At 72.5% G+C, this 16494-nt stretch carries 11 protein-coding genes and 1 pseudogene; 2 read left to right on the forward strand and 10 right to left on the reverse strand.

Features of this window, described 5'->3' with window-relative positions; all coding sequences use genetic code 11:
- Nucleotides 1–133: 133 nt before the first annotated feature.
- Nucleotides 134–1702 (reverse strand): glutamate synthase subunit beta, encoded by a 1569-nt coding sequence (locus ACFHWU_RS00595; protein ID WP_416551783.1) that lies wholly within the window; start codon nucleotides 1700–1702, stop codon nucleotides 134–136.
- Nucleotides 1695–6314, reverse strand: a complete 4620-nt coding sequence (gene gltB, locus ACFHWU_RS00600) for a glutamate synthase large subunit (RefSeq protein ID WP_416551782.1) — start codon at nucleotides 6312–6314, stop codon at nucleotides 1695–1697. The genes ACFHWU_RS00595 and gltB overlap by 8 nt, the downstream gene beginning before the upstream one ends.
- Nucleotides 6315–6460: 146 nt before the next feature.
- Between gltB and ACFHWU_RS00605 the strand changes: the two genes are divergently transcribed.
- On the forward strand, nucleotides 6461–7420 hold the full coding sequence (locus ACFHWU_RS00605; RefSeq protein WP_416589570.1) for a GNAT family N-acetyltransferase: 960 nt from the start codon (nucleotides 6461–6463) through the stop codon (nucleotides 7418–7420).
- Between the two features lie 49 nt (nucleotides 7421–7469).
- Here the strand turns inward: ACFHWU_RS00605 and ACFHWU_RS00610 are convergent, their stop codons facing one another.
- The 5 genes from ACFHWU_RS00610 to trpC form a co-directional block, all read right to left on the reverse strand.
- Nucleotides 7470–8666 carry an FAD-dependent oxidoreductase gene (locus ACFHWU_RS00610; protein ID WP_416551780.1) on the reverse strand — a complete coding sequence of 399 codons (1197 nt, stop codon included), beginning with the start codon at nucleotides 8664–8666 and terminating at the stop codon, nucleotides 7470–7472.
- Nucleotides 8667–8710: 44 nt separating this feature from the next.
- Complete coding sequence (gene lgt, locus ACFHWU_RS00615) at nucleotides 8711–9970, reverse strand: prolipoprotein diacylglyceryl transferase (protein ID WP_416589571.1); 1260 nt, start codon at nucleotides 9968–9970, stop codon at nucleotides 8711–8713.
- 117 nt (nucleotides 9971–10087) lie between these two features.
- Entirely contained in the window at nucleotides 10088–10888 is an 801-nt protein-coding gene (gene trpA, locus ACFHWU_RS00620; RefSeq protein ID WP_416589572.1) for a tryptophan synthase subunit alpha, read from the reverse strand.
- Nucleotides 10885–12168, reverse strand: a complete 1284-nt coding sequence (gene trpB, locus ACFHWU_RS00625) for a tryptophan synthase subunit beta (protein WP_416589573.1) — start codon at nucleotides 12166–12168, stop codon at nucleotides 10885–10887. The genes trpA and trpB overlap by 4 nt, the downstream gene beginning before the upstream one ends.
- On the reverse strand, nucleotides 12165–12968 hold the full coding sequence (gene trpC / locus ACFHWU_RS00630) for an indole-3-glycerol phosphate synthase TrpC (RefSeq protein WP_416551824.1): 804 nt from the start codon (nucleotides 12966–12968) through the stop codon (nucleotides 12165–12167). The genes trpB and trpC overlap by 4 nt, the downstream gene beginning before the upstream one ends.
- 435 nt (nucleotides 12969–13403) lie before the next feature.
- Here trpC and ACFHWU_RS00635 point away from each other — a divergent pair.
- Nucleotides 13404–13646: pseudogene (locus ACFHWU_RS00635) on the forward strand (hypothetical protein); the annotation flags it as partial.
- Nucleotides 13647–13719: 73 nt separating this feature from the next.
- On the opposite strand, the gene ACFHWU_RS00640 reads toward ACFHWU_RS00635, so the two are convergent.
- From ACFHWU_RS00640 to hisI, 3 genes are read right to left on the reverse strand one after another with little or no spacing between them, the layout of a single operon-like run.
- Nucleotides 13720–14367, reverse strand: a complete 648-nt coding sequence (locus tag ACFHWU_RS00640; protein WP_416551776.1) for a Trp biosynthesis-associated membrane protein — start codon at nucleotides 14365–14367, stop codon at nucleotides 13720–13722.
- The gene (locus ACFHWU_RS00645) at nucleotides 14364–15920 is read right to left on the reverse strand and encodes an anthranilate synthase component I (protein WP_416589574.1); all 1557 of its coding nucleotides are present in this window, start codon (nucleotides 15918–15920) and stop codon (nucleotides 14364–14366) included. The genes ACFHWU_RS00640 and ACFHWU_RS00645 overlap by 4 nt, the downstream gene beginning before the upstream one ends.
- On the reverse strand, nucleotides 15920–16363 hold the full coding sequence (gene hisI, locus ACFHWU_RS00650) for a phosphoribosyl-AMP cyclohydrolase (protein ID WP_416551774.1): 444 nt from the start codon (nucleotides 16361–16363) through the stop codon (nucleotides 15920–15922). The genes ACFHWU_RS00645 and hisI overlap by 1 nt, the downstream gene beginning before the upstream one ends.
- Nucleotides 16364–16494: the final 131 nt, after the last annotated feature.

The raw sequence follows: 16494 nt of genomic DNA on the forward strand, positions 1-16494 counted from the left end.
CCGCGCGCGTGGCCGTGGGGAGTAACGGTTGTTACTAGCCAGTAATGCTATCGAAACATCTGCATCCCCGAAAGAGGAACGACCCCACCGAAGACCAGCAGATCTTCAGCAGGGCCGAACGGAACGGTCCCGGTCACCGAGCGGCGAGTGGCTGTGCCGTCGGCACCACCGGTGCCGGCAACTCCCCCACCCCACCGAGGTACGAGTGGATGGCGGCCGCCGCTGCCCGTCCCTCGGCGATCGCCCACACGATCAGCGATGCCCCCCGGTGCATGTCACCGGCGACGAAGACCCCCTTGGTAGCGGTCTGCCAGGCACCGTCGGAGTCGATCGCCCCGCGCCGGTTACGGACCAGCCGCAGCTGCTCCAGCAACGGCTGCTGCTCGGTGCCCTCGAAGCCGATCGCCAGCAGCACCAGGTCCGCCGGCAGCTCCCGCTCGGTGCCCGGCACCACGGTCAGGATCCGCTCGCCGTCACGCTTGGTCACCGTCACCTCGGCGATCCGGACCGCCCGTACCGCGCCGGTGCCGTCGTCGACGAACTCCTGCACCGCGACGGCGAAGACCCGCTCGCCGCCCTCCTCGTGCGCCGGATACTCGCGCAGCACCCACGGCCAGGTCGGCCACGGGTCCCGGGCCTCGTCGCGGGCGCTCGGCGGCTCCGGGTAGAGATCCAGCTGGTACACCCCGGCCGCACCCTGCCGGTGCGCCACCCCGAGACAGTCGGCGGCGGTGTCACCACCGCCGATGATCACCACATGCCGGCCGGCCGCGTCGATCGCCGGCCGGTCCACCGGTACGCCGTCCACGTGCGATGACCCGGACTCCGACGGCGGCTCGACGGCCACCACCCCGGCCGCCTCGGCCGTGCGGGCGTGCGCCGCCGCAGCCGCCACCACCCGGTTCGACTCGACCAGGTGCTCCATCGCCAGATGCACCCCACGCAGCGCCCGGCCCGGCGTCGCCGGGGTGTCCCGGCCGGCCAGCGCCCCGCAGGCCAGCAGCACCGCATCGTGGTCGGCCCGCAGCTGCTCGGCGGTCACGTCGACGCCGACGTTCACCCCGGTACGGAACTGCACGCCCTCGGCCGCCAACTGGGCCAACCGCAGGTCGATGTGCTCCTTCTCCAACTTGAAGTCAGGGATGCCGTACCGCATCAGGCCGCCGATGGCGTCGTCGCGCTCGAACACGGTGACCGCATGCCCGGCGCGGGCCAACTGCTGGGCGGCGGCCAGCCCCGCCGGGCCGGAACCGACCACCGCGACCCGCCGGCCGGACGGATCCGGCACCGGATGCGGGGTGACCAGGCCGGCACCCACCGCCCGGTTGATGATCTCCACCTCGACCTGCTTGATGGTGACCGGCGCACCCCCGGCGATGCCCAGCACGCAGGCCGCCTCGCACGGCGCCGGGCAGAGCCGGCCGGTGAACTCCGGAAAGTTGTTGGTGGCGTGCAGCGACTCGATCGCCGCCGCCCAGCCACCGGTACGGACCAGGTCGTTCCAGTCCGGGATGCGGTTGCCCAGCGGACAGCCGTCGTGGCAGAACGGGATGCCGCAGTCCATGCAGCGGGTCGCCTGCTCGCGGATCAGCTCGTCGGCGGCCGGCGGATAGACCTCCCGCCAGTCCATGATCCGCACCGGCACGGGTCGGCGGTGCGGCAGCCGCCGGTCGATCCGCAGGAATCCGGTCGGGTCAGGCACGAGCCACCTCCATGACGGCCTCATCCACGTCACGGCCGGCGGCTTCGGCGGCCCTCATCGTCTCCAACACCCGGCGGTAGTCGCGCGGGACCACCACTGTGAACTCCTCCACCGCCTCCGGCCAGCGCTTGAGCAGAGCCTCGGCCACCGCCGAGTCGGTCTCGGCGAAGTGCCGCTCGACCAACTCACGCAGCATCGGCTCGGCGTCGGCGGCCACCGGCTCCAGATCCACCAACTCCCGATTGACCAGCTGCTCGTCGAGGCGCCACAGGTACGCCGTACCGCCGGACATACCGGCGGCGAAGTTGCGCCCGGTCGGGCCGAGCACCACGACCGTACCGCCGGTCATGTACTCGCAGCCGTGGTCGCCGACGCCCTCGACAACGGTGACCGCGCCGGAGTTGCGCACCGCGAACCGTTCGCCGACCCGCCCGCGCAGGAACAGTTCCCCGGCGGTCGCCCCGTACAGGATGGTGTTGCCGGCGATGATCTGCTCCTCGGCGCCGGCACCACCGGGCGCGGCGAACGGGGCCGCCGGGTCCGGACGCACGATCAGCCGGCCACCGGACAGACCCTTGCCGACGTAGTCGTTGGCGTCGCCGACCAGCCGCAGCGTCACCCCGCGCGGCAGGAACGCACCGAACGACTGCCCGGCGGTACCGGTCAGGGTGAACTCGATGGTGTCGTCGGGCAGCCCGGCCCCGCCGACCCGGCGGGTCACCTCGCCGCCGAGCATCGCGCCGACGCTGCGGTGCTCGTTGCGTACCGGCACCGACGCCCGCACCGGGGCCCGGTCGGTCAACGCCGGCCCGGCCAGGGCGATCAGCTCGTTGTCGAGCGCCTTGTCCAGGCCGTGGTCCTGGGCGCGGACGCCGCGCAGCGCGGCGCCGGCCGGCAGCGCCGGCACGTGCAACACCGCGGACAGGTCCAGGCCCTTGGCCTTCCAGTGCTCCACGGCCGGCGTGGTGTCCAGCAGGTCGGCCCGACCGATCGCCTCGTCGATCGACCGGAAACCCAGCTCGGCCAGGTAGCTGCGGACCTCCTCGGCGAGGAACAGGAAGAAGTTCTCCACGAACTCCGGCTTGCCGGTGAAGCGTTCCCGCAGCACCGGGTTCTGGGTGGCGATGCCGACCGGGCAGGTGTCCAGGTGGCAGACGCGCATCATCACGCAGCCGGAGACGATCAGCGGGGCGGTGGCGAAGCCGTACTCCTCGGCACCGAGCAGCGCCGCGATCAGCACGTCGCGGCCGGTCTTGAGCTGGCCGTCGACCTGGACGGTGACCCGGTCGCGCAGTTTGTTCAGCAGCAGCGTCTGCTGAGTCTCGGCCAGGCCCAGCTCCCACGGGGTGCCGGCGTGCTTGAGCGAGTTCAGCGGGGACGCGCCGGTGCCGCCGTCGTGCCCGGAGATCAGGATGACGTCGGCCTTGAGCTTGGCGACACCGGCGGCGACGGTGCCGACGCCGATCTCGCTGACCAGCTTGACGTGCACCCGGGCGGCCGGGTTGACGCACTTGAGGTCGTGCACCAGCTGGGCGAGGTCCTCGATCGAGTAGATGTCGTGGTGCGGCGGCGGGGAGATCAGCCCGACGCCGGGGGTGGCGTGGCGGGTCTTGGCGATCCACGGCCACACCTTGTTGCCGGGCAGCTGGCCGCCCTCACCCGGCTTGGCCCCCTGCGCCATTTTGATCTGCAGGTCGTCGGCGTTGACCAGGTACTCGCTGGTGACGCCGAACCGGCCGGAGGCGATCTGCTTGACCGCCGAACGGCGGGCCGGGTCGTAGAGCCGGTCGACGTCCTCGCCGCCCTCGCCGGTGTTGGACCGCCCGCCGAGGCGGTTCATCGCGATGGCGAGGGTCTCGTGCGACTCGGCGGAGATCGAGCCGTAGCTCATGGCGCCGGTGGAGAACCGCTTGACGATCTCGCTGGCCGGCTCGACCTCGTCGATCGGCACCGGCTCGCGGACCCCGTCGCGCAGGGTGAACAGTCCACGCAGCGAGCCGGCCTCGGCGGCCAGGTTGTCGACGGTGGTGGTGTAGCGGCGGAACACGTCGTACTGCCCGGAGCGGGTGGCGTGCTGCAGCAGGAACACCGTCTCCGGGTTGAACAGGTGCAGTTCGCCTTCGCGCCGCCACTGGTACTCGCCGCCGACGTCGAGGCGGCGGTGCGAGCGTTCGGCGCTGTTCGACGGGTAGGCGCGGGCGTGCCGGGCGGCGACCTCGGCGTGGATGCCGGACAACCCGACCCCGCCGACGGTGCCCGGGGTGCCGGCGAAGTAGCGCTCGACCAGCCGGGGATCCAGACCGACCGCTTCGAAGACCTGTGCCCCGCAGTACGAGGAAACCGTGGAAATGCCCATCTTCGACATGATCTTGAGTACGCCCTTGCCGAGCGCCTTGACGTAGTTGCGGATCGCCTCGGCGGAGGTGATGCCGGCCAGCGCGCCGGTGGCGATCAGGTCCTCGACCGATTCGAAGGCCAGGTACGGGTTGACTCCAGCGGCACCGTAGCCGATCAGCACGGCGGCGTGGTGCACCTCCCGGCAGTCACCGGACTCGACGACCAGCGCCACCTGGGTGCGAGTCTGCTCGCGCACCAGATGCTGGTGCACGGCGGCGGTGAGCAGCAGCGACGGGATCGGCGCCAGGTCGAGGGTCGAGTCCCGGTCCGACAGCACGAAGATCCGTACTCCGTCCTCGATCGCCTCGGACACGTGCCGGCAGATCTCGGTGAGCCGGGCCTTGATGCCGGCGGCGCCGTCGCGCAGCGGGTACAGGCCGGAGACCCGGACCGCCTTGAAGCCGGGCAGGTCGCCGTCCTCGTCGATGGACAGGATCTTGGCCAGCTCGTCGTTGTCGATGATCGGGTACGGCAGCACGATCTGCCGGCAGGAGGCCGGACCCGGGTCGAGCAGGTTGGCCTCCGGGCCGATGGTGGACTGCAGGCTGGTCACCATCTCCTCCCGGATGGCGTCCAGCGGCGGGTTGGTGACCTGGGCGAACAGCTGGTGGAAGTAGTCGAACAGCAGCCGGGGCCGGGTGGACAGCGGCGAGACCGGGGTGTCGGTGCCCATCGACCCGATCGGCTCGATGCCCTTGCGGGCCATCGGCGCGATCAGGATCTTCAGCTCCTCCTCGGTGTAGCCGAAGGTCTGCTGGCGGCGCTGCACCGAGTCATGCGTATAGACGATGTGGTCCCGCTCCGGCAGGTCCCGCAGGTCGATCAGGCCGGCGTGCAGCCAGTCGCCGTACGGGTGGGCGGCGGCCAGCTCGGCCTTGATTTCCTCGTCTTCGACGATGCGCCCGGCGGCGGTGTCGACCAGGAACATCCGCCCCGGCCGCAGCCGGCCCTTGGCGACCACGGTCGCCGGGTCGAGATCGAGCACGCCGGCTTCGCTGCCCAGCACCACCAGGCCGTCGCTGGTGCGCCACCAGCGGCCCGGCCGCAGCCCGTTGCGGTCCAGCACCGCGCCGACCAGCTCACCGTCGGTGAAGGCAACCGAGGCCGGACCGTCCCACGGCTCCATCAGGCTGGCGTGGAAGCGGTAGAAGTCACGCTTCGCCGGCTCCATCCCGGGGTCGTTCTCCCATGCCTCCGGGATCATCATCAGGACGGCGTGCGGCAGGCTGCGCCCGGCCAGGTGTAGCAGTTCGAGGACCTCGTCGAAGTTGGCCGAGTCGGACGCCTGCGGGGTGCAGACCGGGAACAGCCGGCGGATGTTGCCGGGGATGTCCGGCGTGGCGAGCAGCGCCTCGCGGGCGTTCATCCAGTTCTTGTTGCCCCGGATCGTGTTGATCTCGCCGTTGTGCGCGATGAACCGGTACGGGTGCGACAGCGGCCAGGACGGAAACGTGTTGGTGGAGAACCGGGAGTGCACCAGGGCGATCGCGCTGGCCACCCGCTCGTCGCGCAGGTCGGGGTAGAACTCGGGCAGCTGGTCCGGGGTGAGCATGCCCTTGTAGACCATGGTCCGGCCGGACAGCGACGGGAAGTAGGCGGTCACGCCGCGCTCGGCGCTCTCCCGCTCGGCCTGCTTGCGTACGCAGAACGCCACCCGGTCCAGGTCCAGCCCGGCCAACGGGGTGCCGGCCGGGCCGGCCGCCGAGTCGGTCAGCCGCTGCGCGGACAGGAAGAGCTGCGCGATCCGGGGGCGGGCGGCGTCGGCGGTCTCGCCGAGCCCGTCCGGCTGCACCGGCACGTCCCGCCAGCCGAGTACGTCGGCACCCTCGACCAGGGCGTACTTCTCGACGATCCGGCGGACCCGGGCCTCGTCGGCCGGGTCTGCGGGCAGGAAAACCAGGCCGGTGGCGTACTGCCCGGCCGGCGGCAGGTCGAAGTCGACGACGGCCCGTAGGAACGCGTCCGGGACCTGGATCATGATGCCGGCGCCGTCACCGGTGTTCTGCTCCGCACCCCGCGCACCACGGTGGTCGAGCCGGCACAGCGCGGCCAGGCCCTTGGCCACCACGTCGTGCGAGCGGCGGCCGTTGAGGTCCGCCACGAAAGAGACACCACACGCGTCGTGCTCGTGGGCGGGGTCGTAGAGACCCTGCGCCGGCGGCTGGGATGCCTGCGGCGGGCAGGGGTGCGGTCCCTGCGGGTACGGAAGAACCACCGGGCCTCCTGTCGTCACTCGCGCATGAACAGATTTCGGGACGACGTCGGCCCTGGAGAGTTTTCTGAGTCTACGTGAGGGGCCACCGGACATCACCAGTGCGAATTGATCACACGTCCATTGTATGGGACGTGTAGTCTCACAAGGTGGCCAACCAGGAGAACGAACTCCTTGGCCGGCTGGACCGGTTCTGCGATGCCGTACCGCGTGCTGCCGCCCGCCCCGAAGAGCTGGGTGACTATGTACTTTTCGTGCGGAATGGGGAGGCGGGTTGGCCGTTCTACGCCCGCCCCCGGGTAGGCGTGACCGCGCCGCCGGCCGCCGCCGACATCACCACCGTACGCGCCCGGCAGCGCGAACTGGGCCTTCCCGAGTCCTTCGAATGGATCCACGAGATCAACCCCGACCTGCTGGCGGTGGCCCGATCGGCCGGGCTCGGCGTGCGGCAGGCACCGCTGATGGTGCTCGACCCGACCGCTCTGCCCCCGGTTGGCCGGTTCGCCGACCGGCCGGTACGGCTGCTCGACCCGGACTCACCCGGCTTCGCGGCAGATCTCACCACCTGGTTCACCATCGCCCAGGCCGCGTTCGCCCCGTCCGACGGCACCGGTACCGGACTGCCGACCGTCGGCGCGGACACCCCCGAGATTGTTACAGTGACATTTCCCACTGTCGACAGTGGCAGTCCCGGCGGCGGCGCGGGCGGCCCGGCCCTGCCGGACACCCTGGTCGACCGCGAACGGTCGGCGATCGCCGCCGGCAGCCACACCATCGCCCTGGCCGGGCTGCCCTCGGCCGGGCTGCCCTCGGCCGGGCTGCCCTCGGCCGGGCTGCCCTCGGCCGGGCAGCTGGCCGCCGTCGGATCGCTCAACCGGGTCGACGACGTCGCCGAGATCGTCGGTGTCGGCACCGTGGCACCGGCCCGCCGCCAGGGTCTGGCGTCTGCGATCACCGCCGCGCTGGCCCGGCACGCGCTCGCCGCCGGCGTCGACCTGATCTTCCTGGCCGCCGGCGACGACGACGTGGCGATGCTCTACCACCGACTCGGCTTCCGCCGAGTGGGTACCTCCTGCATCGCCGAGCCCACCGCCCATCTTGTCGGCTGACCGGCCCAATCGCCGCAGGCGACCGGCCCACTTGCCACAGGCGATACGGTCAGGACGGCGGCGGCTGCCACTTCGCTGCGGTGGCGGCCACACTGCCCATCAGCCGAGGGCTGATCGTGCCGAGCGTCGCGTCCCGGGCCCGCAGCGCCAGCCGTCCCCGCGCCGACAGCACCGCCGCCATCCGCCGGGTCTGGCGCACCATCGCCACCGCCCGCGGCCGGCGCAACCGGCTGTACGAATCGACCGCTGCGGCCAGCGCCGGCCCTGGCACGGTGTTCCGGACCAGGGCGCACAGCGTCGCCGCGTCCTCGAACGCCAGGCACGCGCCCTGCCCGAGATGATGCGGCATCGCGTGCGCCGCGTCACCGAGCAGCACCACTCCGCCCGGCCCGACCGGGAACCCGTACGCCGGAGGCAGCGGCCGCAGCTCGCGGACCTCCTGCTGCACCAGGTCGGCCGGCTCGGTGGCGGCGAGCAGCTCGCCCACCGGGGCCGGCCAGCCGGCGAACCAGCGGCGCAGCAGGGTCAGCTGGGTCGCCGGCGGCTCCGGGCGGGAGGCCCCGGCGGCGGTCGCCACCCAGTAGATGCCGCCCCGGCTGGAGCCGCCGGCCGAACCCCGTTCACCCAACGAGGCCGAGACGAACCGATAGCCGGCGCCGAGTATCTCGCCGCCGACCTGGCCGGCAGCCAGCTGCGGCGCCCGGTACCAGGGGATCACCGCCCGCCAGGCCGAACTCCCTGAGCTGACCACCGAACTGCCCGGGGCCAACGCCGGACGCAGCGCGCTGTGCACGCCGTCCGCCGCCACCACCAGGTCGGCCTCGACGACGCCCCGGCCGATGGTCACTGCCGGCCGGTCCACCGCCGGTCGCAGGCCCTTCACGGTCACCCCGGTGCGGATCTCGGCCTGCTCGCCGAGACCTGCGATCAACGCGTCGTGCAGATCCTCCCGGTGCACCACCACCGGGGCCCGGTCCTCCGGCTGCGGCCGGGGCTGCACCAGCCACTGCCCGTCGGGGCGGCGTACCCCGGTGTACGACACCGGGGTGGCGATCGCCTCCAGCCCGGCGCCGAGGCCCAACGCCCGCAATGCGCGGACACCGTTGGCCCAGAGCACCAGGGCGGTGCCGTCGGACCGGACCCGGTCCTCACGTTCCAGCAGGGTGACCCGCCAACCGGTGCGGGCCAGGGCACCGGCGACCGCCAGACCGCCGATGCCCGCCCCCACCACGACCGCAGTACGCATCCCGCCCCCTCTCCCCCGGTCGATCGGCACCCGCCGACCGGCGGTCAGCTTCCGGTCTTACCGGTGCCGGTGCCGGCTCCGGTCTCGGCGTCGGCTCCGGTCTCGGTGCCGGTCTCGGTGCCGGTCTTGGCGTCGGCGTCGCTCTCGGCGACACCGTCGTCGGCACCGTCCGCGCCGGGGTCGGTGGTGCTGCCGGTATCCGTTCCGGCGGTGGTCTCGGCCGGCAGCTCACCGGTGCTCTCGTACCGCCGGAACTGTTCCTCGGTAACCACTCGGTAGCCGGCGGCCAACTCGGCGGTGGGTTTCCTGCCCGAGACGTCGATCTGGGACACCCCACCGGTTGCCCCGGACTCGGCCGCCCCGCTTTCGGTCGGCTCGGCGGTGCCCGACCCGGCGTCGGTCGAACCGCCGGCGGCCGGGGTCGACGCGCCTACAGGTGGCAACGGCCGACCCTCGGCGTCCAGCGGGACAAGGAACTGTTGCGGGCCGCGTACCCGGACGAGATAAACCAGCGCGGCCAGGAAGACCACCGCCGAGGTCCACACGTTCAGCCGGACACCGAGGATCTCGTTGGCCTCGTCGGTCCGCATCATCTCGATCCAGAACCGGCCGGCGGTGTAGCCCGCCACGTACACCGCGAAGGCCCGACCGGCACCGAGCTTCCAACGGCGGTCGGCGAGCAACACCAGCGCGGCGACACCGATGTTCCAGATCGCCTCGTACAGGAACGTCGGATGGTAGAGCCCCGGCTCCAGCACCGGGTTGCCCTCCGGGTCGCGCAGCGCCTGACCCGGGTTGCTGCGGTCCATCTGGTGCACCTGCAGGCCCCACGGCAACGTGGTCGGGCCGCCGTACAACTCGTTGTTGAACCAGTTGCCGAACCGGCCGACGGCCTGGGCGAGCGGCAGGCCGGGGGCGAGTGCGTCGGCGACCACGCTGAGCGGGATGCCCAGCTGGCGGCCGGCCAGCCAGGCGCCGACCGCGCCACCGGCGACGGCGCCCCAGATACCGAGACCGCCCTGCCAGATGTAGAAGGCTTCGATCGGGATGCCGTTGGCGCCGAAGTACGCCTGCGGTGAGGAGACGACGTGGTAGAGCCGGGCACCGAGAATGCCGAACGGCACCGCCCAGATGGCGATGTCCAGCACCGCCCACGGGCGGACCCCGCGCTGGCGGAGCCGGTACTCGGTGACCGCGCTGGCCACCACGATGCCGAGGACGATGCAGAGCGCGTACGCCCGGATGGGAACTGGACCAAGTTGCCAGACTGCGGTGGCCGGGCTGGGGATCGCGGCGAGTGTCACGGGTGCACACGCTACCGTCGCGACCCGCCAACCCGGGACCCCCAGCCGGCCAGCGTCAGGCGTGTCGCCGGCTTACCAGGTCACGGTGCCCTGCTTTGCCGGGTCGCCCAACCCGCTTCACCGGGTCACGGCGCGTACGCCGGCGGCGAGTTCACCGCTGAGCGAACGCAGCGCGGCCAGCCCGGCGGGCAGATCGGCTGCGTCCAGCAGGCACCGGATCAACGCGCTGCCGACGATCACCCCGTCGGCGAACGAACCCACCTCGGCGGCCTGGGCGCCGTTGCCCACCCCGAGGCCGACGCCGACCGGCAGGTCGGTGACCTGGCGCAGCCGGCCGACCAGGGTCGGTGCCGCGCCGGAGGACTGCTCGCGGGCCCCGGTGACACCCATCAACGCGGTGGCGTAGACGAAGCCCCGGCAGTGCCGCACGGTCATCGCCAGCCGGGCGTCGGTCGACGACGGCGAGACGAGGAAGGTCCGGTCCAGGCCGTACGCGTCCGAGGCGGCCAGCCACTCGTCCGCCTCATCCGGGATCAGGTCCGGGGTGATCAGCCCGGTACCCCCGGCCGCCGCCAGGTCACGGGCGAAGGCGTTCACGCCGTACCGCTCGATCGGGTTCCAGTAGGTCATGGTGACCACCGGCGCGCCGGTCGCGGCGACCGCCTCGATGATCCGCAGTGCGTCGGCGGTGCGGACCCCGCCGGCCAGGGCGATGTCGCTGGCCCGCTGAATCACCGGGCCGTCCATCACCGGGTCGGAGTAGGGCAGCTCGACCTCGATGACGTCGACCCCCGCGTCGACCATCGCCCGCATCGCGACGATGCTGTCGTCGACGTTGGGAAAGCCGGCCGGCATGCAGCCGACCAGCACGGCGCGGCCCTCGGCCCGGGCCTTGTCGAACGCCACCGAGATGCTCATCGGTCCTGCCCGTCGAGTCGGTCCTGTCCGTCGAGAATGCCGAAGTACGCGCCGGCGGTGTGCACGTCCTTGTCGCCGCGGCCGGAGAGGTTGACCACAATGGTCGGCTCACGGCCCAGCTCGGCGGTGAGCTCCGGGATGACCCGCAGCGTGCCGGCGAGAGCGTGTGCGCTCTCGATCGCCGGGATGATCCCCTCGGTGCGGCAGAGCAGCTGGAACGCCGACATCGCCTCGGCGTCGGTGACCGGTCGGTAGCGGGCCCGGCCGGCGTCGTGCAGCCAGGCGTGCTCCGGCCCGACCGCCGGGTAGTCCAACCCGGCCGAGATCGAGTGCGAGTCCAGGGTCTGCCCGTCGGCGTCCTGCAGCAGGTAGGTACGCGCGCCGTGCAGCACACCGGCGGCACCGCCGGTGATGCTGGCCGCGTGCCGGCCGGTGCCCACCCCGTCGCCGCCGGCCTCGAAGCCGTACAGCCGGACCTGGTCGTCGCCGACGAAGGCGTGGAAGATGCCGATGGCGTTGGAGCCGCCGCCGACGCAGGCGGTGACCGCGTCCGGTAGCGCGCCGAGGCTGTCCAGGCACTGCTGGCGGGCCTCGTCACCGATACCGCGCACGAAGTCGCGGACCATCGCCGGGAACGGGTGCGGCCCGGCGGCGGTGCCGATCAGATAGTGGGTGTGGTCGACGCTGGCCACCCAGTCGCGCAGCGCCTCGTTGAGCGCGTCCTTGAGGGTGCGCGACCCGGTGGTCACCGGCACCACGGTGGCACCGAGCATCCGCATCCGGGCCACGTTGAGCGCCTGCCGTTCGGTGTCCACCTCGCCCATGTAGACCACGCATTCGAGGTCCAGCAGGGCGGCGGCGGTGGCACTGGCCACACCGTGCTGACCGGCGCCGGTCTCGGCGATGATCCGGGGCTTGCCCATCCGCCGGGTCAGCAACGCCTGGCCGAGCACGTTGCGCACCTTGTGCGCGCCGGTGTGGTTGAGGTCCTCGCGCTTGAGCAGCACCGTCGCGCCGACCTGCGCGGACAGCCGCTCGGCCCGGTAGAGCAGCGACGGGGTGCCGGCGTAGTCGCGCAGCAGCCGGTCGAGGTCGGCCCGGAAGCCGTCGTCGGCCATTGCCTGCCGGTACGCGACGTCCAGCTCGTCGAGGGCGGCGATCAGCGCTTCGGGCACGAACCGCCCGCCGTAGCGGCCGAAGTGGCCGGTGTAGTCGGGCAGCGCGGCGGGTTGCGCACCGGTGCCGGGCGCATCGACGCCGGCGGCGTTCGGGGCGCTCATCGGACCGGCCTCGGCGTCGCCGGGTGATTGCCGGCGTTGACCAGCTCGGCGACCGCGTCCCGGGGGCTCTTCTGGGTCACCAGGCCCTCGCCGACCAGGACCGCGTCGGCGCCGGCCGACGCGTACCGGATGAGGTCGTGCGGTCCGCGCACCCCCGACTCGGCGATCTTGACGACACTGTTCGGCAGCCCTGGCGCGATCCGCTCGAACACCGACCGGTCCACCTCCAGGGTGCGCAGGTCTCGGGCGTTGACCCCGATGATCTGGGCACCGGCTTCGAGGGCTCGGTCGGCCTCCTCCTCGGTGTGCACCTCGACCAGCGCGGTCATGCCCAGCGACTCGATCCGCTCCAGCAGACCGACCAGCACGTTCTGCTCCAGCGCGACCACCATCAACAGGACCAGGTCGGCGCCGTAGGCGCGGGCCTCGTGGACCTGGTAGCTGGAGACGATGAAGTCCTTGCGCAGTACCGGCACGTCGACGGCGGCCCGTACGGCGGTGAGGTCGTCCAGTGAGCCGCCGAACCAGCGCTGCTCGGTCAGCACGCTGATGCAGCGGGCACCACCGGCGGCGTACTCCGAGGCCAGAACGGCCGGGTCCGGGATGTCGGCCAGCGCGCCCTTGGACGGCGAGGCCCGCTTGACCTCGGCGATCACCCCGACCCCGGGCTTGCGCAGCGCTGCGCAGGCGTCGATCGGCGGTGGCGCGGCGGCGGCGAGCTCACGGATCCGGCTCAGCGGGACCAGCCCTTCGCGGCGGTCAACCTCGGCTCGGACGCCGGCGATGATCTCGTCGAGCACTCCGAGCGCCGGCGCCGACGGTCCGGCGTTGTCCTCCTGGTCAGCAGTCACCAACGGACTCCCCTCTCCGGGTGTCATGCGCCCGATGCTAGGTGGCGGCGCAGGTGAGCTGGAGTCGGGGGTATGGCGCGCCTCACCATCTGGGCTGGGGCATAATGCCGATCTTTTGTGAGAAGAGCATCACCCACCGTGCCAACGGCTGCCAGCGGGCCGGGCCACCCGGGCACCACCGGACTCCATCGACGCTGATCGTATCGCGTCGGCGGTGCCGGCTCCGCTGTGGTGCAGATCAACACCGGCGGTACGGGTGCCGCCCGGTCCGTTGGGTGATAGTTGACCTGCGGGTCACCGCCGTGAAACAGCCTCCGGTCAGCATGGGGTTCGGGCAGACTGGTCGGCGGTAGCCGCCGGCCGCGCAACCACCTGGGGGACGCCATGAGCAGCACACCACGGGACGCCAACGTCGACCTGATCGCCATCCCCCGGGCCGTGGTCTCGCTGGCCGCCGAGGTCGTGCACACCATGGAACGCGCCGTGATCGGCGATCACCGGGTACGTACCGCCAAGGGCAATGCCTGGGAGGCGATCTGCGCCGACCGGGCCCGCGCCCACCAGCGGGACGAGATCCGCCGGCTGGTGGCCACGCTCACCGCCGCCCGGTCCGTCGAGGTATCCGACGCCGCTGATGAGCCAACCGCCACCGCTGAAGCCGCCACCGCTGAAGCCGTCACCGCCACCGCCACCGCAGCCGTCACCGGTCGGCGCCCGGGTCGTCGTCGGTCGGGTCCTCGCCCCGGTCCAGAGCGTTCCACGCGTCCAGCGTCGACCGCCTAGACCGGCCGCCCAGACCAGCCGCCCGGCCGTCGGCACCCGGACCGGACCCGTCGGCACCGGACCGGCCGCCACCGGGCCGGCTCCGCTCGTACCGGGCGCCCATCGCCGGCCATTGCCGGGAGCGCAGCGCGGTGACCGACCCACCGGCGGCGAGCAGCACCGCACCGACCACAGTCGCCGCCGGCCACTGCGGAGCCGACACGGTGCTGTCCGTCGTCGGACCGGCCGGACCTGCGCCAGTGAGCAGCACCGTCAGCCCACCGGCCGCCATCGCCACGCCGAGGACCGCGAGCAGCGCGCCGACCAACCGCCGGGCCAGCCCTCGGGTGGCCAGCACCGCGCCGGTGCCGGCCAGTCCGACCAGAGCGACCGCCGGCAGCCACGGCAGCACGTCGGCACCGGTGCGGGCCACCTCGACGGCCGGCAGCGGCACTGGGCGCCCGGTCACCTCGACCGCCCAGTCCCGCCCGGCCGCGTACAGCACCAGGCCGGCCCCGGCCAGACAGGTGACGGCGGCGCCGGCCAACGCCCGCCACGGCGCGGCCGACAGACCGGGGCCGGTCACCGGGCCGGACGCAGCGTCTCGGCGGCGGCGATCGCCACCAGCACCGCCGCCGCCTTGCTCTGCGTCTCCCGTTCCTCGGCGGCCGGATCCGAGTCCGCCACGATCCCCGCACCGGCCTGCACGTAGGCGCGGCCGCCACGGATCAGTGCGGTCCGGATCGCGATCGCCATGTCCAGGTCGCCGCCGAACCCGAAGTAGCCGACGGTGCCGCCGTACAGGCCCCGACGGGTCGGCTCCAGCTCCTCGATGATCTCCATCGCCCGGACCTTCGGCGCGCCGGACAGGGTGCCGGCCGGAAAGGTGGCCGCCAGCGCGTCGAACGCGGTCCGGTCCTCGCGCAACTCGCCCACCACCGTCGACACGATGTGCATCACGTGGCTGTACCGCTCGACGGTGGCGAACTCCGGCACCTCGACGGTGCCCGGCCGGCAGACCCGACCGAGGTCGTTGCGGCCCAGGTCGACCAGCATCACGTGCTCAGCGCGCTCCTTCGGATCGTTGAGCAGCTCGGTGGCGAGGGCGGCATCGGCCTGCGGGGTGGCACCCCGCCGCCGGGTGCCGGCGATCGGGTGCAGCATCGCCCGCCGGGTGCCGCCAGCGGTGACGGTGACCTTGAGGTGCGCCTCCGGTGACGAGCCCACCACGTCGAAGTCGTCGAACCGCAGCAGGTACATGTACGGGCTGGGGTTGGTCGCCCGCAGCACCCGGTAGACGTCCACCGGGTCGGCGGTGGTGTCCCGCTCGAACCGCTGGGCCAGCACGATCTGGAAGCACTCGCCGGCCCGGATCGCCTCCTTGGCCTCCTCCACCGCCTTGGGGTACGCGCCTGCGGCGGTGCGGCTACGGGCCGCCGGCCCGGGCGCACCGGGCGCGTCCATCATCGACACCATCGGTGGGTTGGGCCGGGACAGGGCGGTGGTCATCGCGTCGAGCCGACCGATCGCGTGGTGGTAGGCGGCTGCCGCGGTGACCGGGTCGGCCGCCGCCGGCAGGACCGCGTTGGCGACCAGGATCGCCGTACCGTCGAAGTGGTCGAGCACCACCAGGTCGGTGGCGAGCAGCAACCCGAACTCGGGCAGCGCGAGATCATCCTCGGTGTGCTCGGGGATCCGCTCCAACCGGCGGACGAAGTCGTAGCTGAGGTAGCCGACCAGGCCGCCGGTCAGCGGCGGCAGGCCGCCGACGGGGTCGGTGTCCGGGGGCGGCCCGGTCAACGCGGCGACGGTCGCCCGGAGCACCTCGACCGGGTCACCTTCGGTGGGCACCCCGTCGGGCGGGTCGCCGAGCCAGTGCGCACCGCCACCGGACTCGGTCAGCGTCGCCGCGCTGCGTACTCCGATGAACGAGTAGCGCGACCACGCGGTGCCGGCCGACCCGGCGCCCTGTTCGGCGGACTCCAGCAGGAAGGTGCCGGGTCCGCCGGCGAGCTTGCGGTACACCCCGACCGGGGTCTCGCCGTCGGCCAGCAGCCGCCGGGTCACCGGCACCACCCGACGCTGCCGGGCCAGGGTCTGGAAGGTCGGTTCGTCCGGACTGACCGTACCGGTGATCATCAATTCTCCTGGAGGTCGGCGATGGTGCCGGTCACCGGCAGCTCGTCGAAAAAACAGTTGTCGGCCCCGGTGTGGCAGGCGGCACCGACCTGCTCGACCGTGACCAGCACCGCGTCGCCGTCGCAGTCCAGCCGCACCGACCGCACATACTGGTGGTGCCCGGAGGTGGCACCCTTGACCCAGTATTCCTGCCGGCTGCGCGACCAGTAGGTGGCCCGCCCGGTGGTGAGAGTGCGGTGCAGCGCCTCGTCGTCCATCCACGCCATCATCAGCACCTCGCCGGTGCCGTGCCGCTGCACGACGGCGGCGATCAGCCCATCGGCGGAGCGGCGCAGCCGGGCCGCGACGGCCGGATCGAGCGCGGAGCGCCGTGGCGGGTCGCCGGGCGTGGGTCGCCGGGCGGTGGTCGGTGGGCCGGCTTCCGGTTCATCTGGTACGGACACAGTGCCCGATTGTTCCGTACGCCCGGACCGCCGTGGCGCGGCGTCCGGCATGCGGTGTCGTGAGCCCGACAGCGGTCGGCCGGAATCGACGGTTCGGGGGCTGTGCCGGTGCGGCATCAGGAGTACCTTGG

This window comes from Micromonospora sp. LOL_015, from assembly GCF_048060275.1.
In the GTDB taxonomy this organism is placed as follows: Bacteria; Actinomycetota; Actinomycetes; order Mycobacteriales; family Micromonosporaceae; genus Micromonospora_E.